Here is a 21,042-nt window from a genome sequence, read left to right on the forward strand (position 1 = left end):
CCGAACAGGGACCTGGGCGGCATCGGCCTCCTGCCGCGATCATGGCCGGTGAACGACTGGCGGGCCCACCGGTGCGGTGGTGGTCCGCACCGGCCCGTACGAGAAGAGAGCACGGCCCATGCCTGACCCCGGACAGCCGGACCTCGCTGCCCTCAGGCAGCGCGCGCAGCACCTCTACGCGGACATGCGCGACGTGCAGCACGAGCTGACGCAGACCCAGGCCACCGGGCACGACGCGGGCGGCCTGGTGGCAGCCACCGTCGCGGCCGACGGCCGGCTGCTGGACCTGCGGATCGACTCGTCCGTGATCGATCCCGAGGACCCCGACGGGCTCGCCGAGCTGGTGGTGGCCGCCGTGCAGAGCGCCCACCAGAGCGCGGTGCGCCGGGGCGCCGAGCAACTGAACGCCGTCACCTCGCAGTTGAACGGCATCCTGGACGGCATCCGGCAGTCCGCCCGGCCCGCCGTCCCGCCGACCCTGCCGGCCTTCCCCGCGCCGCCCACCCTCGGCGCCCGCCGCCGAACCGCACCCGCCAGGGAGTCCGCCGCCCCCACCTCGAGTACCCCCGCCCTGGTGCCCCCGAAGCGCCCGACCACCGCCTTCGCCCCCGTCCGGGAGGTCTGATGTCTCGGATCGTCTTCCACCGCCCGGCCCGCGTGCACCCGCCCCAACTCCCCACCGATGCGGTGGTGTTGTCCGCACCCCCGCAGCCCGCCGGCAAGGACTCCAACGCCTCCTGGGTGATGCTGCTGATGCCGCTGCTCTCCAGCGTCAGCATGGCCGGCTACATGATCGTGGCCGGCAAGAAGATGCTGATCCTGCTGGGGATCTCCTTCGTGCTGCTCTCGATCGGCGTCACCGTCGGCGTCCGGATGCAGATGCGCGGCACCCAGCGCAAGGCCAAGACCCGCGCCCGGGACCGCTACCTGGAACACCTGATCGAGGTCCGCCGGGTAGCTCGCCAAGTGGCCGCCGATCAGCGCGTGGTGGCCGCCTGGCAGCACCCCTCGCCGCACCGGCTGCGCGCCATAGCTGCTCGTCGGCGCCGGGTCTGGGAACGGCGCAGCAGCGACGCCGACTTCCTGAAGGTGCGCCTGGGCGTCGGCAAGGCCCCGCTGGCCACCCCGATCCGGCTGGCCACCCGCAACGACCCCACGGTGGAGTACGACGCCCGGGCCAAGACCGCCGCCGAGCAGCTGATCAGCTCGATGGCGACGGTCGGCCGGCAGCCCGCCGTGATCGACCTCGCCCGGGCCGGCGTGGTCAGCGTGCTCGGCCCCGCGCCGCAGGCCAGGGCGCTGGCCCGGGCCGTGCTCTGCCAGCTCGCGGTGGGCCACGCCCCGGACGACGTGGCGATCGCGGTCGCCACCGCCGGCGAGGACTGGGCCTGGGCCAAGTGGCTCCCGCACACCCACGAGCCCGACGCCCTCGGCGAGGCGGGCGTGGTCCCACTGGTCGCCGAGGACTTCGAGGGCATCGCCGACCACCTGCAGGCGCGGCTGACCGCGGCCCGCGAGCAGCAGTCCAGCCGCCGCCTGACCCCGGACCGCGGCGCTGCTGACACCCGCCAGCGCCTGGTGGTCTTCCTGGACCGCTACGACCCGCGCAGCGCCTGGGCCCGCTCGGCGATCGCCACCCAGTTGCTGGAGGCGGCCGGGCCGGCCACCGCGATCACCGTGGTCTGCGTGGTGGAGCAGGAGTCGGACGAGCCGACCAGGGCCGACGTCCGGGTCAAGGTCGCGGCGGACGGCGCGCTCACCGTCGAGGGCCGGCGCGCCGAGCAGGCCGCGCAGGTCACCGACGCGGTGGCCGACCAGCCGGAGGCCGAGCTGTGCGAGGCGATCGCCCGCGCGCTGGCCCCGCTGCGGCTGTCCGCCGAGGGCGAGGAGATCCTCGCCCAGACCGTCTCACTGCCCGCCCTGCTGGGCGTGACGGATCTGGACACCTTCACGCCCGAGGACCACTGGGTGGCCCCGGACGACGAGGCCGTGCTGCACGTGCCGATCGGCTTCGACGGCGAGGGCCGGCCGCTGACGCTGGACCTCAAGGAGTCGGCGCAGGGCGGCATGGGCCCGCACGGCCTGGTCGTCGGCGCCACCGGCTCGGGAAAGAGCGAGCTGCTGCGCACCCTGGTCAGCGGCCTGACCACGACCCACTCCCCGGAACTGCTGAGCCTGGTGCTGGTCGACTTCAAGGGTGGCGCGACCTTTGCCGGGGTCACCGAACTGCCGCACGTGGCAGGCCTGATCACCAACCTGGTGGACGATCTGGCGCTGGTGGACCGGGTCCGCGACGCGCTGCAGGGCGAACAGCAGCGCCGCCAGCGGATGTTGCGCGACGCCGGCAACCTGGACTCGGTGCGCGAGTACCAGCTGCGCCGGGCGGCCGGCCAGACCGGGCCCGACGGCCGGCCGCTGGAGCCGCTGCCCTACCTGCTGATCGTGGTCGACGAGTTCGGCGAACTGCTCACCGGGAGGCCGGACTTCATCGAGCTGTTCGTGCAGATCGGCCGGGTCGGCCGCAGCCTGGGCATGCATCTGCTGCTGGCCTCCCAGCGGCTGGAGGAGGGCCGGCTGCGCGGTCTGGACTCCAACCTCTCCTACCGGATCTGCCTGCGGACCTTCTCCGCCGCCGAGTCCCGTACGGTGATCGGCACCCCGGACGCCTACCGGCTGCCGCCGATCCCCGGCTCGGCCTATCTCAAGGTCGCCGAGACGGTCTTCGAACGGTTCAGGGTGGCCCATGTCTCCGGCGCCCACCTGACGGCCGAGCAGCGCGCGGCCGAACTCGGTTCGGGCAGCGTGGCGGTGGCCGCCTTCGGGCTGCGCACGGCGCCCGACCCGGACGCCGTGGTCGAGCCGGCGGGCCGCGAGCGGCCTCGCCCGCTGCTGCCCGGGCCGACCGAGATGCAGGTGCTGGTCGAGCGAATAGCCCGCACCGGCCGGTCCGTGCACCAGGTCTGGCTGCCCCCGCTGCCCGGCGCGCTCCCACTGGACGCGCTGACCGGCCCGGTGGCCGTGCATCCCGGTCGCGGACTGAGCGCCGAGTGGTGGCCGCAGCACGGCGAGCTGAAGATCCCGGTCGGCGTCCTCGACATCCCGCTGCGCCAGCAACAGCAGCCGCTGGTACCGGACTTCGCCAAGGAGCACGGCCATCTGGCGCTGGTCGGCGCTCCGCAGTCCGGCAAGAGCACCTTCCTGCGCTCACTGCTGATGTCCGCGATGCTCACCCACACCCCCGACCAACTCCAGTTCCTCTGCCTGGACTTCGGCGGCGGCACGCTGCAGCCCTTCGAACGGGCGCCGCACGTGGGCGGGGTGGCCGGCCGGCACGACGAGCAGCGGGTGCGCCGGGCGCTGGCCGAGGTGGCCCAGCTGATCGGCGAACGCGAACGGCTCTTCCGGGAGTCGGGTATCGACTCGGTCGCCGAGTTCCGCCGCCGCCGGGAGGCGGGCGAGCTGCCCGCCGGCACCCGCGCCGCCGATGTCTTCCTGGTGATCGACCACTGGGGTGCGGCGCGCGGCGAGATCGAGGGGATCGACGCGGCGGTGCTGGACATCGCCGGCCGGGGCCTGGGCGTCGGCGTGCACCTGGTGCTGACCGCCAACCGCTGGGCCGATCTGCGGATGGCCCTGCGGGACGCCTTCTCGGCCCGCCTGGAGCTGCGGCTCAACGATCCGGCGGACTCCGAGCTGAACCGGCGCGCCGCCCGTCAGCTGGTCGGCGCGCCGGCCGGTCGCGGACTCTCGCCGCAGGGCCTGGTCTTCCAGCTGGCGCTGCCCCGCCTGGACGGGATGGACACCGCGGACGGCCTGGCGGACGCGCAGCAGGACGCCCTCGCGAAGATCGCGGCGGGCTGGTCGGGCACTCCCGCACCGGGCGTCCGGATGCTGCCCGAGCGCCTGGAGATCCGCGAACTCCCGGCCCCGGCAGGCCCGCAGGAGATCACGGGCACGGCGATCGGGATCAGTGAGGACGACCTGTCCACCGTCCACCTGGATCTGGAGGGCGAGGAGTCACACCTGCTGGTCTACGGCGACTCTGGCTCCGGCAAGTCCGCGTTCCTGCGGATGTGGATGGCCCAGCTGGCCGCCCGCAAGCCCGCCACCGAGGCCCGCTTCGTGGTCTTCGACTACCGGCGCGGCCTGTTCGGCGGCGTCCCCGAGGACCATCTCGGTGCCTACGCCGGGGACTCCAACGCGGCCCGCGTCTACGTCGAGCAGGTGGGTGCCAAGCTGGCCGAGCGGCTGCCCCCGGCCAGGCTGACGGCCCGCGAGCTGCGCGAGCGCAGCTGGTGGACCGGGCCGGAGTTCTACCTCGTGGTGGACGACTACGACCTGGTCGGCGGCAACCGCCAGTCGCCGCTGGCGGCGCTGGCGGACTACCTCCCGCAGGCCCGCGAGATCGGCCTGCACCTGGTGGCCGCCCGCCGGGTGGCCGGCTCCAGTCGCACCCAGTTGACCGAACCGCTGCTGGGCCGGGTGCGCGAGCTGGGCACCGCGGGGCTGATCCTCTCCGGCGACCCGCGCGAGGGCGTGCTGCTCGGCAACGAGCGCGCCGCCCTGCGCCCGCCGGGCCGCGGCGTCCTGCTGCGCCGCAAGCACCCCAGCACGGTGATCCAGCTGGCTCTACCGCCGGACGAAGCCTGAGGCAGCGAGATCATCCACGAGGGTCCGGACGTCCGCGGCGTCCGGCAGGCCGAGGTCGCTGAACAGGGTGTGCGCCTGCTCCAGGCAGCTCCGGGCGTGCTCCCGGTCGCCGAGGCCGGTCAGGATGCGGCCGAGCGCGACCAGGGCGTGCCCCTGGTCGCGGCCGGCGCCGGCCTGCTCGCAGATCCGCAGGGCCGACTCGGCCTGCTCGCGGGCCTCCGGCAGGCGGCCGACGGCCCGCAGGCTGTCCGCCAGCCGGGTGCGGGCCTGCGCCTCGCGGTCCAGCATCGAGGCCTCGACGGACACCGCCAGGCACTCGCCGTACCAGGCGATGGCCTCCTCGTAGCGGCCCAGGCCGTGCTGCGCCAGGCCCAGCACATAGAGCGCGTAGGCCGTGCCGGTGTGGTCGTTCATCCGGCGCATGTCCGCCAGCACGCCCTCGCAGGCGGGCACCGCCTCGGCCGGGTGGCCGCTGCGCACCAGCGCGAGCGCGGCGTTCACCGTGGTCGCCACCTCGCCCGAGCGGTGGCCCAGTTGGCGGGCGAGCATGATCGCCTCGTCGTAGTGGACGACCGCCTCGTCGTAGCGGTGCTGCAGGTAGGCGATCAGGCCGAGGTCGTTCAGCGCCTGGCGCAGGATCACCACGTCGCCCGCACCCCGGCAGGCCTCGGCGGCACGGCGTTCGGACCGCTCGGCCTCCTCAAGGCGGGTGGCCCGCAGGGCGATGGTCCCGGCCAGGAAGCGGGCCCGGCCCTCGGCCTGGGTGTCGCCGCGCAGCGCGGCGCTGCGCGCCAGCAGGTCGGCGGCCGGCGCCAACCGCCCGTACCAGGCGTCCTGTTCGAAGGGGCAGAGGGCGATCAGCAGGTCGACGGCCATCCGCAGCCGGCGCGACTGCGGGCTGTGCGGGAGGTGTGCGCCCTGCGGGCTCCGGCCGGCACCGCCCTGCTCGGCCAGCGCGTCCTGCGCCACCTGGACGGCCAGCGCGACGATGCCCTCCGACTCGGCGGCGACCCAGGCGCGCGCCGCGGCGAAGTCGCTCAGGCCCAGGCCCGGCGAGCCGAGCGAACCGAGCACCCCCGCCACCGGGTCGCCGGGGATCGCCAGTTGGAACGCCTCGCAGGCCGTGGCGAGCAGGAACTCCAGCAGCCGCCCGAACGCCTGTGCCTGCTCGACGGGTTCGCTGCGGGCCCGGCCGCGGGCGAAGGAGCGCAGCAGGTCGTGGTAGCGGTAGCGACCGGGCGCCGGGGACTCCAGCAGCGCGATGTCGACCAGCGCCTCCAGCAGGTCCTCGGCCTCCGTCTCCTCGACCGCCAGCGCGGCGGCCGCGGCGCTCAGCCCGAGATCGGGGCCGTCGAACACCGCCAGCATCCGGAACGCGCGGCCCTGGGCCGGGCCCAGCTGCTGGTAGCTCAGCTCGAAGACCGCGTCGACGGCCAGCCCGCCGATCCGCAGCTCGTCGATCCGGCGCTGCTCGTCGGCCAGCCGGGCCATCAGCGTCTGGACGGTCCAGGACGGCCGGGAGGAGAGCCGGGCGGCGGCGATCCGGACGGCCAGCGGCAGGAAGCCGCAGCTGCCGACCAGGTTGAGCGCGGCCTCGCGCTCGGCGGCCATCCGGTCGGGCCCGATCACCCGGCCCAGCAGGTCCAGCGCGTCCACCGGGTCGAAGACGTCCAGGGTGGTGTGGAAGGCGACCGGCAGGCCGACCAGCCGGGGGCGGCTGGTGACCAGGACGGCGCAGTCGGCCGAGCCCGGCAGCAGCGGCCCGACCTGGGCGGCGTCCCGGGCGTCGTCCAGGACGACGAGCAGGCGCCGGTCGGCCGTCAGCGAGCGGAAGAGCGCCGACCTGCCCTCCACGCCGCTGGGCAGTGAGTCCGGGGAGTGGCCGAGCGCGGTGAGGAAGCCCGCGAGGACGTCGCCGGGGTCGGCCGGCACGCCGTCGCAGCCGTGCAGGGCGGCGTAGAGCTGGCCGCCGGGGAAGTCGGCGCGGACGCGGTGGGCGACGTGCAGGGCCAGCGTGCTCTTGCCGACCCCGCCCATGCCGGACAGGGTCACCACGGCGAGCGCCTGGCGCCCGGTCTCGGTGAGCGCCGCGCAGAGCGCTGCCGCCGAGCTCGCCCGGCCGGTGAAGTCCGTCGCGCCGGGCGGCAGTTGGGACGGCCCGGCCGGCGACTCGGCGCGCGGGGCGACCGCGGGCTGCTCGACGGCGACGGCCTGGTCAGCGATGACCGGCTCGGCGGTCACGGGCTCGGCGGTCAGGCCGTCGACGTCCTCGGGCTCGATGTCCACGTCGGCGGCGTCCGCAGGCTCAGGCTCGGACTCAGGCTCGGGCTCGTCGGCGCCGACCACGACCGGCGCCGCCCCGCCGAGCGCGGGGTCACCGGCCAGGATCCGCCGGTGCAGGTCCACCAGCTCCGGCCCCGGCTCGATCCCCAGCTCCTCCACCAGATAGCCGCGCGCACTGCGGAACACCGCCAGCGCGTCCGCCCGCCGCCCGATCCGGCACAGCGCCCGCATCAGCAGCGCGTACGGCCGCTCCCGCAGCGGCTGGGCGGCGCTGAACTCCGCCAGCTGGTGGACCACCAGCGCGGCCCGCCCCAGGGTGAGGTCGAGGTCGAAGCGCTCCTCCAGCAGGTCGGCGCGCAGCTCACCGAGCTCGGCGCGCTGGCGCTCGGCGAACGGGCCGGGGATCCCCACCAGGGCCTCGCCGCGCCACAGCCCGAGCGCCTGGTCGCGCAGGGCCGCAGCCGCCGCCAGGTCGCCGGCCGCCTGCTCGCCGGCGGCCCGCGTGGTGAGCGACACCGCCTGCCGGGCGTCGATCATCTCGTCCGGCACCACCAGCTCGTAGCCGTCCCCGGCCGAGACCAGCAACCGTGGGGTCTCCCGGTCCTGCTCCAGGATCCGCCGCCAGCGCCAGGCGTAGGTACGGATAGTGGCGGTGGCGGCCTGCGGCGGCTCCTCGCCCCAGAGCGCGTCGATCAGCTCGCCGATGCCGGCGCTGCGACCGGGCCGCAGCAGCAGCGTGGCGAGCATCGCCTGCTGCTGCGGGGAGCCGGTGGCGAGGGCGACGCCGTCGCGATCCACCCCCATCGGGCCGAGCACTGTGAACCGCACTTCCGCCACTGCCGTCCCCGCCTTCATGCGCGCGCCGCCCCCGGATCGATCAGAATAGCCGCAGCTCCCGGGGGTTCCACCCCGCTGCGTCCCGGGCTCTTTCCCCCTATCAGGACGCCTGAGCCGACTGGTTCGTCGCAGGCGATCAACGCCCGTTAAACGCCTGGACGTTGGTTCATCGAGCGGTGCGCGGTGCTCGGTGACTCCGCGTTGATCGGCCGCTGGGTACGGTGGCGACGACCTGGAACGGGATGCGACCCGACCTCATCGGATGGGAGCCCATGATCATGCACAAGGTGCTGGAACACCCTGTCGGCACTTCGGCGATCGTGGTACGAATCCACGCCGACGACCCCATCACCAGGAGCGGCACGGCCGGCCAGCTGCGGCACGCCCCCGGCGTCTTCCTCTCGGAGGACGAGCGCGGCCCGCAGCACACGGTGAACCTGGTGGTCCACGAGCAGCTGGACGAGCCGGCCGCGACGCGCCTGCGGCGGCTGGCGAACGGCGGGGCCGGCCGGGTGGTGCTGGTGATCGGCCGGCTCACCGAGACCCAGCTGATGGACCTGGTCGCCTGGGGCGTCGGCGGCGTCGTCTGGCGCCACGAGGCGAACCCCGACAGCCTGCTGCGCGCGGTGCGGGCCTCCGCGCGGGGGGAGAACGCCCTGCCGGCCGACCTGCTGGGCCGGGTGCTGAACCAGGTCGGCCGGTTGAAGCGCCGCGCGCCCGAGGGCCCGGGCTGGGCGGTGGCCGAACCGTCGGAGCGCGAGATCGAGATCCTGCGCCACCTGGCCGACGGCCTGGACACCGCGGAGATCGCCCGCCGGCTCTGCTACTCCGAGCGGACCGTGAAGAACGTGCTGCACGGCATCACCACCCGCTTCGACCTGCGCAACCGCGCCCACGCCGTCGCCTTCGCCCTGCGCAAGGGCTACATCTAAATATCTAGGGTTTTGCCAGTACCTCTCGGGGCAGTCTGCTGCCGGGCCACCGCGCCCAGACCGCTCCGAGAGGGCAGCCATGACCCAGCTCGTGCCGCCGGATCCCGAGGTCCGCACTGCGGCCGGCACCGTGCGCGGCCGCGCCGGCGAGGGCGTCGCCGTCTTCCGCGGCATCCCGTACGCGCTCCCGCCGGTCGGCGGGCTGCGGTTCGCGGCGCCCGTCCCCGTGCCGGCCTGGTCCGGGGTGCGCGAGGCGGCCGCCTTCGGTCCGCCGCCGCCGCAACCCTCGTTCGGTACGGCGCCGCCGACCCGCGCGCCCACCTCCCCCGGCTCCCCGGACGAGCACGGCTGGCTGACGGTCAACGTCTGGACTCCCGGGCCCGGCGCGGGCGACCGGCCCGTCCTGGTCTGGATCCACGGCGGCGCCTACCAGAGCGGCGACTGCTCGGTGCCGACCTACGACGGCGCCCGGCTGGCCCGCGAGGGCGACGCCGTGGTGGTCTCGTGCAACTACCGGGTGGGCGCCGAGGGCTTCGCCCAGCTGGACGGCGTGCCCGCCAACCGTGGCCTGCTCGACCAGGTCGCCGCGCTGCGCTGGGTCCGCGAGAACATCGCGGCCTTCGGCGGCGACCCGCTGCGGGTGACGGTCTTCGGGCAGTCCGCCGGCGCCGGATCGATCGCCGCGCTGCTCGCGATGCCCGCAGCCGCCGGACTGCTGCACCGGGCGATCCTGCAGAGCGTGCCGGGCACCTTCTTCAGCGCGGCGCTGGCCCGCGAGATCGCCGTCGAACTCGCCGCCGACCTCGGCGCGGCGCCGACGGCCGACGCGCTGCGCGACACCGACCCGCAGCTGCTGGTGGCGGCGGGCTGCCGGCTGGCGTCCGGGTTCTCCCGGCACGCGCACCGCTGGGGGCGGGCGATCGGCACCCTGGCCCCGTACGCCCCCGTCGTCGACGGCACGGTGCTGCCCACCGACCCGTGGAGCGCGCTGGCCGCCGGCGCGGCGCGCTCCATCGCGCTGGTGATCGGCCACACCAAGGACGAGTTCGCCTTCCGCACCGCGGCCGGCCATCGGCTCGGCCAGGTCAGCGAGGAGGCGGCGGCGCTCTCCCTGAGCCTCTTCGCCCCCGGCCCGGACGGCGCCGCCGCCTACCGCGCCGCCCACCCGCTCGCGGACGCCGGGGCGCTGTTCGACGACGTCAACTCCGACTGGTACTTCCGGATGCCCTCCCTCAAGCTCGCCGAGGCACAGGCCCGGGCGGGCGGCGCGGCCTATCTCTACCAGCTCGCCACCGCCCTGCCGGCCGACGGCGACTTCGGGGCCGTCGGCGCACCGCACGGCGCGGACACCCCGCTGGTCTTCGGCAACTACCGGCTCTGCGAGGCCAACCCCTTCTACCCGGACCCGCCCGGCGCCCGCACCGAGGCGCTCGGCACCGCGATCCGGCGGGCCTGGACCGCCTTCGCCCGCACCGGCGACCCCGGCTGGCCCGCCTTCGACGCCGAGCGGCGGCTCACCCGCGTCTTCGGCGCCGCCCCGGCCGTCGTCCGCTACCCCGAGGAGGCCGCCCGGCGGATCTGGGCGGACCACCCGATGGCCGCGCTCGACGTGACCGCCACCGCCGCGCCCGGGAGCGAGCTCGAGCGGGCTGAACAACTCGGTAGGGGCTGCCCTGCCATGGCCGATAGAATGACGACAGCCCGTGGCGTCGAGCACCCTTCCAGGTGACGCCGGCGCGCGGGCCGCCGATTTTCCCCGGCGACGGCCGCCGACCAGCGCCCGACGCTCCGTGCGGAGCCCGACGCGCGACACCTAGAGGAATGGGAGCTTCCCAGGATGGCTCGACACCTGATCACCAGCGCGCTTCCCTACATCAACGGGATCAAGCACCTGGGGAACATGGTCGGGTCCATGCTCCCGGCGGATGTCTACTCCCGCTACCTGCGCCAGCGCGGCCACGACGTGCTCTACATCTGCGCGACCGACGAGCACGGCACCCCCGCCGAGCTGGCCGCCAAGGCCGCCGGCCTGCCGGTCGACGAGTTCTGCGCGCAGCAGCACCTCGCGCAGAAGGCGATCTACGACGGCTTCGAGCTCTCCTTCGACTACTTCGGCCGCAGCTCCTCGCAGCAGAACCGCGAGATCACCCAGGAGTTCGCGCGCGAGCTGAAGGCCAACGGCTTCATCGAGGAGCGCTCGATCCGCCAGGTCTACTCGGTGGCCGACGGCCGGTTCCTGCCGGACCGCTACATCGAGGGCACCTGCCCGCACTGCGGCTACGACAAGGCCCGCGGCGACCAGTGCGAGAACTGCACCCGCCTGCTGGACCCGACCGACCTGATCGACCCGCGCTCGGCGATCAGCGGCAGCACCGAGCTGGAGGTCCGCGAGACCACCCACCTCTTCCTGCTGCAGTCCAAGCTGGCCGGCGAGGTCGAGGCCTGGATCGACGAGCACGGCAAGGACTGGCCGACGCTGGCCTCCTCGATCGCCCGCAAGTGGCTGACCGAGGGCCTCAACGACCGCTCGATCACCCGCGACCTGGACTGGGGCGTGCCCGTCCCGGCCGACGTCTGGCCGGAGCTGGCGGCCGAGGGCAAGGTCTTCTACGTCTGGTTCGACGCCCCGATCGAGTACATCGGCGCGACAAAGGAGTGGTCCGACCAGGACCCGGCCAACCGCGACTGGAAGTCCTGGTGGTACCAGGCGGACGACGTGCGCTACACGGAGTTCATGGCCAAGGACAACGTCCCGTTCCACACCGTGATGTTCCCGGCCACCATCATCGGGACCCGCGCGCCGTGGAAGAAGGTCGACTACGTCAAGGCCTTCAACTGGCTGAACTACTACGGCGGCAAGTTCTCCACCAGCCAGCAGCACGGCATCTTCACCAACGCCGCGCTCGAGCTGCTGCCCGCCGACTACTGGCGCTACTTCCTGATGGCCAACGCACCGGAGTCCGACGACACCAGCTTCAGCTGGGAGATCTTCTCCACCACGGTCAACAAGGACCTGGCCGACACGCTGGGCAACTTCGTCAACCGGGTGCTCTCCTTCAGCCTCAAGCGCTTCGGCGACACCGTCCCGGTCGGCAACCCGGCGGGCGAGGCCGAGCAGCGGCTCGGCGAGGAGATCGCCGGCCTGCTCGCCGAGTACCAGCAGCACCTGGACGCCCTGCAGTTCCGCAAGGCCTCGCAGGCCCTGCGCGCGCTGTGGAGCGCGGGCAACTCCTACCTGGAGTCCAAGGCCCCCTGGACGGAGATCAAGACCGACGAGGCGGGCGCCGCGCTGACGCTGCGCACCGCGATGAACCTGATCCACCTGTACGGGGTCGTCTCGGCACCGTTCATCCCCTCCACCAGCGCCGCGATGCGGGCCGTCTTCGCGCCCGGCGTGACGGACGAGCCGACCTGGGTCAGCGCGGAGCAAGCCGCCGCGCTGGACTTCGTCGCCGCCGGCACGCCGTTCACCGTCCCGCCGGTGCTCTTCGCCAAGATCACCGACGACGACCTGGCCGCCTGGCGCGAGCGCTTCGGCGCCCAGTAGGCCGCTGCCGCCGTCGGGTGCTCCCTTCGCTGACTTCGCTAGGAGAGCACCCGGCGGCGGAAGTTGCGCAGCCCGAGGCTGAGGAAGAGCACGCAGAACCCGATCAGCACCGGGTAGACGATGTACAGGTGCATGTGCGAGGCCTCGGTCAGCCCGGCCCGCATCCCCTCCGCGATGTAGATCAGCGGGTTGACCAGCACCAGGGTCTGCAACCACGGGAAGCCGCCGACCTGGACCGCCGACAGCTTGGTCCACTGGTAGTACGTACCGCCCAGGAAGACCAGCGGCAGGACGACGAAGCCGAACATCAGGCCGATGTTGCGCGGCTCGAACGTCGTCCCGAGCACCAGCCCCAGCGAGGTCATCGCCAGGCAGGCCAGCGGGATCAGGGTCACCACCACCCACCAGTGCACCGACAGGTGCGCCTGGACGCCGGGCGCGTGCACCACGGCGGCGATCGGGAAGACCAGGATCGCCGAGATCAGCCCCTGGGTCGCGCCCGAGAGCACCCGGGCGACCGCGACCAGCCACAGCGGGCAGGGCGCCTGCACCCGGTCCTCGATCTCGCGGGTGTAGCCGAACTCCTGGGAGAGCTGGATCGCCACCGACTGGATGCCCTGGAACATGATGGTGATCGCCACCACCCCGGGCACCAGCACCGTCGCGAAGTTTGACTCACCGGCCTTGCCGCCGCCCCCACCGACCCCCTGTCCGATGGTCGGGAAGACATACAGGAACACGAACACCAGCAGCAGCGGCTGCATGATGGTGCGCGCCGCGAACTCGGCGGCGTGCTTGCGCAGCACCAGCAGGTCGCGCTTGATCAGCGCGCCGAGCGCGGAGCGGCTGGCGGCGAACACCGAGCGGGTCGGCTGGACCGTAATGGCAGTGGTCATCAGTCCCTGAGCTCCTTCCCCGTCAAACTGATGAACACCGTCTCCAGGGTGGCCTCGGCGACCGACAGATCGGCCACCTCGTAGCCCCCCGCCTCGGCGGCGCTCAGCACCCGGGGCAGCAGCCGGTTCGCGCCGCCCTTGACCTGCAGTTCCACTCCGCTGCCGCGTAGCCGGGTCTGCGTGACCCCGGCGATCTCGCGCGACAGCAGCGCGGCCAGCGCCGCCGGGTCCCCGCCCGCCTGGACGGTGACCACGGTGTCGGCCTCGACGCCCTGCTTGAGCGCGGCCGGGGTGTCCAGGGCCAGCACCCGCCCGTGGTCCAGGATCGCCACCCGGTCGCAGAGCTGGTCGGCCTCCTCCATGTTGTGCGTGGTGAGCAGGATGGTCTGACCGTCGGCGATCAGCTCGCCGAGGATGTCCCAGAGCGCCAACCGGCTCTGCGGGTCGAGCCCGGCGGTCGGCTCGTCCAGGAACAGGACGGCCGGACGGTGGTAGATCGCCCGCGCCACCATCAACCGCTGCGCCATCCCACCGGACAGCGCGAACACCGAGGCGTCGCCCCACTTCGCCAGGTGGAACCGCTCCAGCAGCGCGTCCGCCGTGCGGCGGGCCTCGCGGGCGGGCAGGCCGAAGAGCAGCCCGTGGAAGTAGAGGTTCTCCCGCACGGTGAGTGAGCGGTCCAGGGTGTTCTGCTGCGACACCACCGCGATCACCTGCTTGACCAGCGTCGGCCGCGCCACGACGTCGATCCCCCCGATCCACGCCGCCCCCGCCGTGGGCACCACCCGCGTGGTGAGCATCCCCACCGTCGTGGTCTTCCCCGCCCCGTTCGGCCCCAGCAGCCCGAACAACTCCCCGCGCCGCACCGCCAGATCCAACCCGTCCACCGCCGGCTCCACGGCCTTCGGGTACACCTTGCTCAACCCGGCGGTACGAATCACCGGCTCCCCATCACCCGCCGCCGTCCCCACCACTCCGGCCCGCTCCGCCGTCGCCACCGCGCCACCTCACTCCTGCGCCCACCACCACCCCTCCACAATCCTCCGCCACCCCACCCCGAGCAACCGCCGGATCGGTTCGCTCGGTCGAGGTATCCCGGGCCGTTCCCCTGTCAACAGAACGACTCCAGCCGTACGGTTGCCGTCGGTAGTTTCTCGGACACGGACTTGGGGTTGTCCTGTGGCAGAGCTCGACAAGGTGATCGGCTCGCGCATCGCAAAGGCTCGTAAACGGAAGGGGTGGCCGCAGGCATTCCTTGGCGACCTGGTCGAGCGCTCGGAGTCGTGGGTCTCGCAGGTGGAGCGAGGGGCCATCGCCCTCGACAGCGTGCTGACGGCCGAAAAGCTGGCCGGGCTGCTGGAGTTGGCCACGCCGTATCTACTAGCGTTCGACATGCGCTATCCGACGGCGGGAGTTGACGTGCCGTCACTCAGATCACACCGGCCCTCTCCGGTTTCGCCACGTACGGCGAGGCCCGATGCGGAAAGCTCAGATGCTGTGCTGCGACGAACGTTCAACCTCGGTGCCCTTGCTGGCGTGACCACTGCACTCGCCGGCCTGTCCCCTGATACCCAAGCGCGAGCGGCCGAGCCGTCCCGGGGCACCCTCGACCGCGAGACGGTGGACGAGCTGCGGTCCAACGGCGCCTTCTACCGCCGTTCCTACAAGAGCTTCCCGGCGGCCACCCTGGTGCCGGTGGCGCACAGCCAGATCGACCTGGTGCTCTCCCTGCGACCCAAGGACCAGCCAGCCGAGCTGCGGACATCGCTGCTCGCGCACATGGCCGAGATGGCATGCCTGGCGGCCTGCCTGCTCTCCCTGGACCTGGCCGACCGCCAGAAGGCGGACTCCTATATGGACCTGGGCTACGAGATCGGCAAGGAGATCGACAGCCCCGAGCTGCTGGCCCTCGTCCTGGGCGGCCGTGCCTTCAACGCCTCCTACGGCGGCGACCCGGACAGCGGGCTGGACTACGCGCTCGCCGCAGTGGACCACGCCGAGCGCGGGGCCTCGCGGCGGATGGTGGCCTGGACGAACGCGGTCGCCTCCGAGATGTACGCCTCGACCGGCGATGACCACGGCTTCGGCTCCTCGCTCCAGGAGGCCCGCACCCTGCTGTCCGGGCCGATGGACGACGAACGCTGGGGCGGGATCGCCTGGTTCGACCTGTCCAAGGCCGACGCCTACGAGGGCAGCGACCTGGTCCGCCTGGGCCGCTACCGCGAGGCCTTGCCCTCCCTGGACCAGGCGATCGACCGGCTGCCGGACGAGATGATGCGCCACCGCTGCACCGCCTACATCTCCCGAGCCGAGGCCCACGCTGGCGCCAAAAACGTCGAGGCCGCGTGCGCCGACGGGCAGGCCGCACTGGACCTGGTGGAGAAAGTCCAGCACCGCGAGACCCTGCGCCGCGTGTCCGAGCTGCACCGCAGCCTCCGCCCCCATCGCACCGCTGCCGTCCGGTCGCTGGGCGAGCACGTGATCGACACCCGAACCCTTCTCAAGACCGCCGGGAGTGCCGCATGACCCGCCGCACAGGACTGATCCTCGACTTCGGCGGGGTGCTGACCACCAGCGTTGCAGCCTGCGCGCTCGGCTTCGACCGCCGCGCCGGTCTACCCGAGGGCACCTTCCTGTCGGTGATCGCCAAGCACCCCGAGGGCACTGCGCTTTACGCGGACCTGGAGCGCGGGGCGATCACTCAGCGGGAGTGGAACGAGCGGACGGGCGAACTGCTCGGGATCGAGGGCACCAACCTGCTCGGCCGGGTCCTGGAGGACCTGCACCCGGAGCCGTCGGTGATCGCAGCGGCCCAAGCCGCACGGGCCGCCGGGGTCAAGGTCGGGATCTTCTCCAACAGCCTCGGCACCGAGCCCTACGACATCTACGACGGCTACGACATCAAGCGGATGTACGACACCGTGCTGATCTCCGAGCACTACAAGACCCGCAAGCCCGACCCGGTCCTGTACCGCACGATGCTCGACCTGATGGACCTGCCCGGGGACGCTTGCGTTTTCGTGGACGACACGGCCCGTAATCTCGCGCCCGCCGAAGAACTCGGCATCGCCACCATCCACGCGACAGATCCGACTGAGACAGTACGGCAGGTCGAGGCCCTGCTGGGCGTGCCCTTGCGGTAAACCTACCTCGCTGATCACGAGTCGAGGAGCACGGCCACGTACGTCTGACCGCTATATCTGGCCATGGCATACGCGTTGTTCATCGCCTGCACCGCGCACGCCAACTCATCGCCGACGCGGGCGCCGTCCGGGCCGAGCACCCCGAACCACTGTCCAGGGACACAGTGCATCGTCGGGACGACGCCAGGCCGGGGACCGAGTTGGTGACGGTCGCAGTAGTACGAGGTGGGCTCCCACGCCTTGAAGGTGCTCTCGCCAGGCCCTGCCTTCACCGGGACAAGCGTGATGGAGATCGCGCCGGACGGGAACACCGCCTCCTGAGTCATCTGGCCCAGGTGCATGTGACAGCAAAGGCGGTGCATCGCCGTCTCTGCCGGGCGCTTCGCCGTGTAACTGACCCGCCAGACCGCATCCTTCTGGCAAGGTGTGGCGTCCCGCCGTGTCGCCTCGCACTTCGCGTTGGCTGCCGTCATGCCGCGACCCTACCCAGTGCCTCGACCGGGCGGTTGGGGCCTCGCGCTGATGCACTGTTTCACTGCGGCCGACCAGGCATATCGAGATACAGGTCTAGACCGACCCGCAACCGGGCTGCGGGTTCGCAACCCGGCTGCGGATACGGCTCTCGCCGGGGCGGCACTGTTGCCTTCAGGTCGCCCAGGGCGAGACAGGATTACCCCGATCCGGGGCGGCCGGGCCAAGCCGCACTGGCACCCCAACTCGGGTGCCCGACCCGGAACGGAGACACAGGTGACCACCACCATCGACACCGCAACGATCACGGTCGAACTGCCGGAGGCGTTCGACCCGCGCTGGAACCGCCTGCCCGGCATCGCCGTGGACGGCAAGCGCATCACCCTCAACCCCGCGGAGTACTTCTTCCGCTTCGAGAGCAACACCTGGCTCGTCATCGACTGGGCGACCGTCAAGAACGGCATCCTGGACGCAGACGAGACCGAGGTGGCCGCGCTGGAGCAGATGGCCCTGGACTTCGTGAAGGCCAATGCCACCAGCACCAGCGACGCGGCGAAGGTCCTCACGATCGCCCACGAGGTGTACGCCTACCTCTTCCGCGAAGAGCACTTGGCCGGTCTGGGGCTGCCGCAGATCACCGCCGAGCACCTGAAGATGCTCCGCGAGGCGGCGGTCTTCATGGCCCTCAACAAGGTCGAGCTGGACGGGCACATCTCCAACGTCGGCCCGTGCTGGTTCTTCCCCGCCGCCACGTCGGTGGTGTTCGACCTGGACACCGACATGGGCGAGATGCTGGACGAGGTCTACCACGGCGGCTGGTTCAACGAGCACCGACGGATCGAGGGCATCAAGGCCCACACCGCGCTGGGCGGTCGGCTGGTGCACGGCTGCCAGTCCAAGCCCAGCCAGTCCGGCGGCGTCGTCGCCCCCTACGGCACCGCCATGGCCGCGTTCAACCGGGAGCTGACCCAGCTGCGGGGCGACTGGATCACCCAGGTCTACTCCCACCGCGTGACGCCGGCCTGACAGTTGAGTTGACCAAGGGGTCCGGGGCGGCAGGCGCCGCCGTCCCGGACCCTGGCAACCCCGCCCCCACCACCATCGCCCCTGAACGCCCTGGAGCCCCACCGTGGACAAGAGCCTCGTCACGGCCATCCTCACCGACATCTGCACCAGCACCCATCGCCGCCAGCCCACCCGCCAGGAGATGCGGGTCTGGGACATGTCCGGCGTCGAACGCCTGACCTTCCCCGACGGCGACACCGCCATCTACAAGTACGCCGTCGAGCCGTTCGCCACCGAGGACCAGATCCTCAAGGCCGCCCGCCGCTCAGGCATCCCGGTGCCCGAGGTCCACGGCTCCATCAGCCGCGACGGCACCCTCGGCATGGTCATCGAAGACCTGGGCGAGCCCGTCCGCGAGGCCGGGGACACCGACGGCATCGTGGCGGCCGTCGCCCTGCACCAGGCCGAGCCGATCGACTGGCTGCCGGTGATGGACGAGGACGCGCTCGCCGCACTGCCCGCCCTCGCACTCGCCCACCTGCGGCGCCTGCGCGAGGCGGGCCGCTGGCTGGAGGGCACCGAGGAGATCGCCCAGTCGCTCACCGTCCTGGCCGCCGCCGGTGCCAAGCGCGCGAGGGGCGCGGAGCTCGCACCGTTCGGCTGGGTGCACTCCGAGTTCCACCCCACCAGCCTCCATCTGAGCCAGGACGCGTGGTTCCTGCTGGACTTCGCCCGCGCGTTCACCGGCCCCAGCCTGCTCGACCTGGCCTCCTGGCACGGCACCATCGACACCCCCGACCCCGCCCGGCTCCGCGGCCTCATCGAGGCGTACGTTGCCGCCGGCGGCCACCGCGACGCGCTCGCCGAACGCGGCGGCCTGGCCCCCGAGGCATGGGCGCTCGGCTGGCACCGCCTCTGGGCCAGCGAGTGGTTCATGGAACAGGCCCACCGCTGGATCAACAACCCTGCCGACGACCCGGCCTACATCGAGGTCGTGAAGGGACATCTGGAGGCCGCCGTTCGACTGCTGGAAGCGTGACCGGCAGCTTCTGGGACGCCCACGCCACCGCCCGGCTCGCCCAGGCCCCGCCAGGGCCTCTGGAAGTACCGGCCCGCATGGAGTGGACCCAGCTGCCCGGCATCGGCCCCAGCGCCGAACTCCTAGGCGACGACCTTGCCGGGCACCGGATCATCGAGCTGGGCTGCGGCCCAGGGCACAACGCCGCATACCTCGCCGGCGTCGGCGCCCGCATCATCGGCGTGGACAGCTCGGCCGGGCAGATCCGCCGAGCCCTGGCCCATTACGGCCACACCGGTGCCCTGTTCCACCTCGGCACCGCGCTCGGCCACCTCACCCGGGGCAGTGTCCCGCTCGACGCGATCGTCTCGGTCTTCGGCGCCATCGGCCTGACCGAACCCGCCCCGCTGCTGAACGCCGCCTCCCGCCGGCTCGCGCCCGGCGGCGTCCTGGCCTTCTCCGTCCCGCACCCGCAGCGGACCGGCGTCATCCCCCGCACCCCCCGAACCCGCGAGGTGATGGCCCTGCCCGGCGGCGGCACCGCCACCGTCGAGCGCTGGGAACTCGACCCGGCGACCTGGGCCCGGACGCTCAGCCGCACAGGCCTGCAAGTCACCGACCTCCAGCACCACTTCGCGCCGTCCGACTCGCCCTGGCCCACCACCTTGCTCATCACCGCATGCAAGCCCCGAAACTCCTGACCTGGGAGGCACCGATGCCCCAACCCCCGTACCTGCTGCTGGACATCGACGGCGTCCTCATCCCGTTCCCCGCCGCAGACGGCAGCACCCCGACGACCCGCACCCGCCACCTCGTCCGCACCGCCGACGTCCCCGACCCGTTCGCGGTCTGGCTCAACCCCGACCACGGCAAGCTGATCGCCGACGCCATCGGCACCGGCCTTATCCGCCCCATCTGGTGCACCAGCTGGCGCTTCGACGCCCGCCGCATCATCGCCCCCGCTGCTGGGCGTGCCCGACTTCGACCACATCGAGCTGCCCAACCTGCCGATCACCACCAGCCACCCCGACGGCTACCTCTGGAAGCGCAACCACGTCGCCGACTGGCTCGCCACCGGCCCCGCGGTGTGGATCGACGACGACTTCACCCCGCTCGACCACCAGTGGGCCGCCGACCGCACCGCCTTCGGCAACCCCACCCTGCTGATCCAGCCCCACCCGCACACCGGTATCCAGCCCGAGCACGTCATGGCCGCACTCGAGTGGGCCGCCGACCCCGCCGCCGTGAAGGAGGTGGCCTGATGACGGCCCGCCACGCGGCACCGGACCGAGATCGGCTCGGCACTGCCGCACGGCCAGCTGGGCCGCTCTGCACCTTGGCATAGTCCAACGTTCACCACAGATGATCATGCCGACTCGTTGCCGGGCATCCTCATGCCTTGGCCTGCCCATCACCAGGACCACTGTTCGGTCCTGATCGCGTATCAGTCATTGCACCTGAAAGGCTGCTTCGCCATGCTCGAATCGCTCGACAGACAACCCCTCTCCCCCGCCGCCGAGAACAACTGCTGGCTGCCGCGCAGTCGGAGATCGCCGGGGGTGGCCCGACGGATGCTGGCCGACCTGCTGACGCAGGTCGACGGCGGCCACCGCTTCCTCGACGTGGGGCTGTTGGTGGTCTCCGAACTCACGACCAACGCCGTGCTTCACGGGACGCCCCGGGGCCGCCTGATGCGGCTCTCCCTCCAGGTGGACGCGGTCCGACTGCGGGTCGAGGTCCACGACGCGCGGGCCGACCGGTCGCCGGTGCTTCGTGCGGCGACCGGGGAGGACGAGTCGGGGCGTGGCCTGCTCCTGGCGAAGTCCCTTTGCCTGCACTGGGGTTGCTGCCCCCGGCTCGACGTGGGGAAGATCGTCTGGGGCGAATGCGGCCCGGCCGTCGAGGGAGAAGCCCGGTGACCACCACGAACCGCGCGCCCGACCACGAGCCGCCGGCGCCCAACAACCCACTGGACGACTACGACCCGCAATTGGCCGCCCGCGCCTCCCGGCGACCCACGGCATCGGACTGGCCCCGGTGCGAGTGCGGGGCAGCGCACTGCCCGGACCGGGATCTGCCCGCGTGAGTGAATCCCGCGCGGACGGGCGCACGGGTACCGAGAAGTCGATGGGGCCGACGTCCTGGCACCGCAGCGGCCGTGGTCGGCCGAGCGCTCCCCGTGCCGCTTCGCCGGCCGTCCTTGCGCTCGGGGCCGGCTGGGCCCGATCACTGCCAGAGCTGGTCGAAGCTGTGGATAGCC

The 21,042-nt window shown here is 72.5% G+C and carries 16 protein-coding genes and 1 pseudogene; 13 read left to right on the forward strand and 4 right to left on the reverse strand.

Annotated elements, in window-relative coordinates:
- Positions 1-118 precede the first annotated feature (118 nt).
- Together P3T34_RS08350 and eccCa are read left to right on the forward strand one after the other, a co-directional pair.
- Positions 119-625 (forward strand): YbaB/EbfC family nucleoid-associated protein, encoded by a 507-nt coding sequence (locus tag P3T34_RS08350; protein WP_280665362.1) that lies wholly within the window; start codon positions 119-121, stop codon positions 623-625.
- Positions 625-4,650 (forward strand): type VII secretion protein EccCa, encoded by a 4,026-nt coding sequence (eccCa, locus tag P3T34_RS08355; protein WP_280665363.1) that lies wholly within the window; start codon positions 625-627, stop codon positions 4,648-4,650. The genes P3T34_RS08350 and eccCa overlap by 1 nt, the downstream gene beginning before the upstream one ends.
- Here eccCa and P3T34_RS08360 read toward each other — a convergent pair.
- On the reverse strand, positions 4,630-7,737 hold the full coding sequence (locus tag P3T34_RS08360) for a BTAD domain-containing putative transcriptional regulator (RefSeq protein WP_280665364.1): 3,108 nt from the start codon (positions 7,735-7,737) through the stop codon (positions 4,630-4,632). The two genes, eccCa and P3T34_RS08360, sit on opposite strands and share 21 nt — an antisense overlap.
- Positions 7,738-8,042: 305 nt before the next feature.
- Here P3T34_RS08360 and P3T34_RS08365 point away from each other — a divergent pair, with 305 nt between their 5' ends.
- The 3 genes from P3T34_RS08365 (at position 8,043) to metG (ending at position 12,249) form a co-directional block, all read left to right on the forward strand.
- The gene (locus P3T34_RS08365) at positions 8,043-8,702 is read left to right on the forward strand and encodes a response regulator transcription factor (RefSeq protein WP_280665365.1); all 660 of its coding nucleotides are present in this window, start codon (positions 8,043-8,045) and stop codon (positions 8,700-8,702) included.
- 79 nt (positions 8,703-8,781) lie between these two features.
- Entirely contained in the window at positions 8,782-10,431 is a 1,650-nt protein-coding gene (locus tag P3T34_RS08370) for a carboxylesterase family protein (protein WP_280665366.1), read from the forward strand.
- A gap of 108 nt (positions 10,432-10,539) precedes the next feature.
- Entirely contained in the window at positions 10,540-12,249 is a 1,710-nt protein-coding gene (metG, locus tag P3T34_RS08375) for a methionine--tRNA ligase (protein WP_280665367.1), read from the forward strand.
- Between the two features lie 38 nt (positions 12,250-12,287).
- Here the strand turns inward: metG and P3T34_RS08380 are convergent, their stop codons facing one another.
- Positions 12,288-13,145, reverse strand: a complete 858-nt coding sequence (locus P3T34_RS08380; protein ID WP_280665368.1) for an ABC transporter permease — start codon at positions 13,143-13,145, stop codon at positions 12,288-12,290.
- Entirely contained in the window at positions 13,145-14,143 is a 999-nt protein-coding gene (locus P3T34_RS08385; protein ID WP_280665369.1) for an ATP-binding cassette domain-containing protein, read from the reverse strand. The genes P3T34_RS08380 and P3T34_RS08385 overlap by 1 nt, the downstream gene beginning before the upstream one ends.
- Positions 14,144-14,681: 538 nt before the next feature.
- On the opposite strand from P3T34_RS08385, the gene P3T34_RS08390 reads away from it, so the two are divergent.
- Positions 14,682-15,671 (forward strand): hypothetical protein, encoded by a 990-nt coding sequence (locus P3T34_RS08390; RefSeq protein ID WP_280665370.1) that lies wholly within the window; start codon positions 14,682-14,684, stop codon positions 15,669-15,671.
- Entirely contained in the window at positions 15,668-16,288 is a 621-nt protein-coding gene (locus tag P3T34_RS08395) for an HAD-IA family hydrolase (RefSeq protein WP_280665371.1), read from the forward strand. Before P3T34_RS08390 ends, P3T34_RS08395 begins: the two co-directional genes overlap by 4 nt.
- A gap of 14 nt (positions 16,289-16,302) precedes the next feature.
- Here the strand turns inward: P3T34_RS08395 and P3T34_RS08400 are convergent, their stop codons facing one another.
- Positions 16,303-16,761, reverse strand: a complete 459-nt coding sequence (locus P3T34_RS08400) for a hypothetical protein (protein ID WP_280665372.1) — start codon at positions 16,759-16,761, stop codon at positions 16,303-16,305.
- A gap of 274 nt (positions 16,762-17,035) precedes the next feature.
- Between P3T34_RS08400 and P3T34_RS08405 the strand changes: the two genes are divergently transcribed.
- The 6 genes and pseudogenes from P3T34_RS08405 to P3T34_RS08430 all read left to right on the forward strand — a co-directional run bounded on the left by P3T34_RS08405 (position 17,036) and on the right by P3T34_RS08430 (position 20,868).
- Positions 17,036-17,785 carry a hypothetical protein gene (locus P3T34_RS08405; protein WP_280665373.1) on the forward strand — a complete coding sequence of 250 codons (750 nt, stop codon included), beginning with the start codon at positions 17,036-17,038 and terminating at the stop codon, positions 17,783-17,785.
- A 127-nt stretch (positions 17,786-17,912) separates the two neighbouring features.
- Positions 17,913-18,803 carry a phosphotransferase gene (locus tag P3T34_RS08410; RefSeq protein WP_280671897.1) on the forward strand — a complete coding sequence of 297 codons (891 nt, stop codon included), beginning with the start codon at positions 17,913-17,915 and terminating at the stop codon, positions 18,801-18,803.
- Between the two features lie 77 nt (positions 18,804-18,880).
- Positions 18,881-19,483 carry a class I SAM-dependent methyltransferase gene (locus P3T34_RS08415; protein WP_348534750.1) on the forward strand — a complete coding sequence of 201 codons (603 nt, stop codon included), beginning with the start codon at positions 18,881-18,883 and terminating at the stop codon, positions 19,481-19,483.
- Positions 19,484-19,497: 14 nt separating this feature from the next.
- A pseudogene (locus P3T34_RS08420) lies at positions 19,498-20,044 on the forward strand (HAD domain-containing protein).
- 213 nt (positions 20,045-20,257) lie between these two features.
- Positions 20,258-20,701 carry an ATP-binding protein gene (locus tag P3T34_RS08425; protein WP_280665375.1) on the forward strand — a complete coding sequence of 148 codons (444 nt, stop codon included), beginning with the start codon at positions 20,258-20,260 and terminating at the stop codon, positions 20,699-20,701.
- The gene (locus P3T34_RS08430; RefSeq protein ID WP_280665376.1) at positions 20,698-20,868 is read left to right on the forward strand and encodes a hypothetical protein; all 171 of its coding nucleotides are present in this window, start codon (positions 20,698-20,700) and stop codon (positions 20,866-20,868) included. The genes P3T34_RS08425 and P3T34_RS08430 overlap by 4 nt, the downstream gene beginning before the upstream one ends.
- Positions 20,869-21,042: the final 174 nt, after the last annotated feature.

The sequence above is a fragment of the Kitasatospora sp. MAP12-44 genome (assembly GCF_029892095.1).
Classification (GTDB): domain Bacteria; phylum Actinomycetota; class Actinomycetes; order Streptomycetales; family Streptomycetaceae; genus Kitasatospora.

Excerpts from the sequence above, each read along its gene's own strand:
- P3T34_RS08415 (WP_348534750.1), top strand. The coding sequence starts at position 18,881 with ATGGAGTGGACCCAGCTGCCCGGCATCGGCCCCAGCGCCGAACTCCTA.
- P3T34_RS08350 (WP_280665362.1), top strand. The coding sequence starts at position 119 with ATGCCTGACCCCGGACAGCCGGACCTCGCTGCCCTCAGGCAGCGCGCG.
- P3T34_RS08395 (WP_280665371.1), top strand. The coding sequence starts at position 15,668 with ATGACCCGCCGCACAGGACTGATCCTCGACTTCGGCGGGGTGCTGACC.
- P3T34_RS08370 (WP_280665366.1), top strand. The coding sequence starts at position 8,782 with ATGACCCAGCTCGTGCCGCCGGATCCCGAGGTCCGCACTGCGGCCGGC.
- P3T34_RS08360 (WP_280665364.1), bottom strand. The coding sequence starts at position 7,737 with ATGGGGGTGGATCGCGACGGCGTCGCCCTCGCCACCGGCTCCCCGCAG.
- P3T34_RS08425 (WP_280665375.1), top strand. The coding sequence starts at position 20,258 with ATGCTCGAATCGCTCGACAGACAACCCCTCTCCCCCGCCGCCGAGAAC.
- eccCa (WP_280665363.1), top strand. The coding sequence starts at position 625 with ATGTCTCGGATCGTCTTCCACCGCCCGGCCCGCGTGCACCCGCCCCAA.
- P3T34_RS08365 (WP_280665365.1), top strand. The coding sequence starts at position 8,043 with ATGATCATGCACAAGGTGCTGGAACACCCTGTCGGCACTTCGGCGATC.
- P3T34_RS08400 (WP_280665372.1), bottom strand. The coding sequence starts at position 16,761 with ATGACGGCAGCCAACGCGAAGTGCGAGGCGACACGGCGGGACGCCACA.
- metG (WP_280665367.1), top strand. The coding sequence starts at position 10,540 with ATGGCTCGACACCTGATCACCAGCGCGCTTCCCTACATCAACGGGATC.
- P3T34_RS08380 (WP_280665368.1), bottom strand. The coding sequence starts at position 13,145 with ATGACCACTGCCATTACGGTCCAGCCGACCCGCTCGGTGTTCGCCGCC.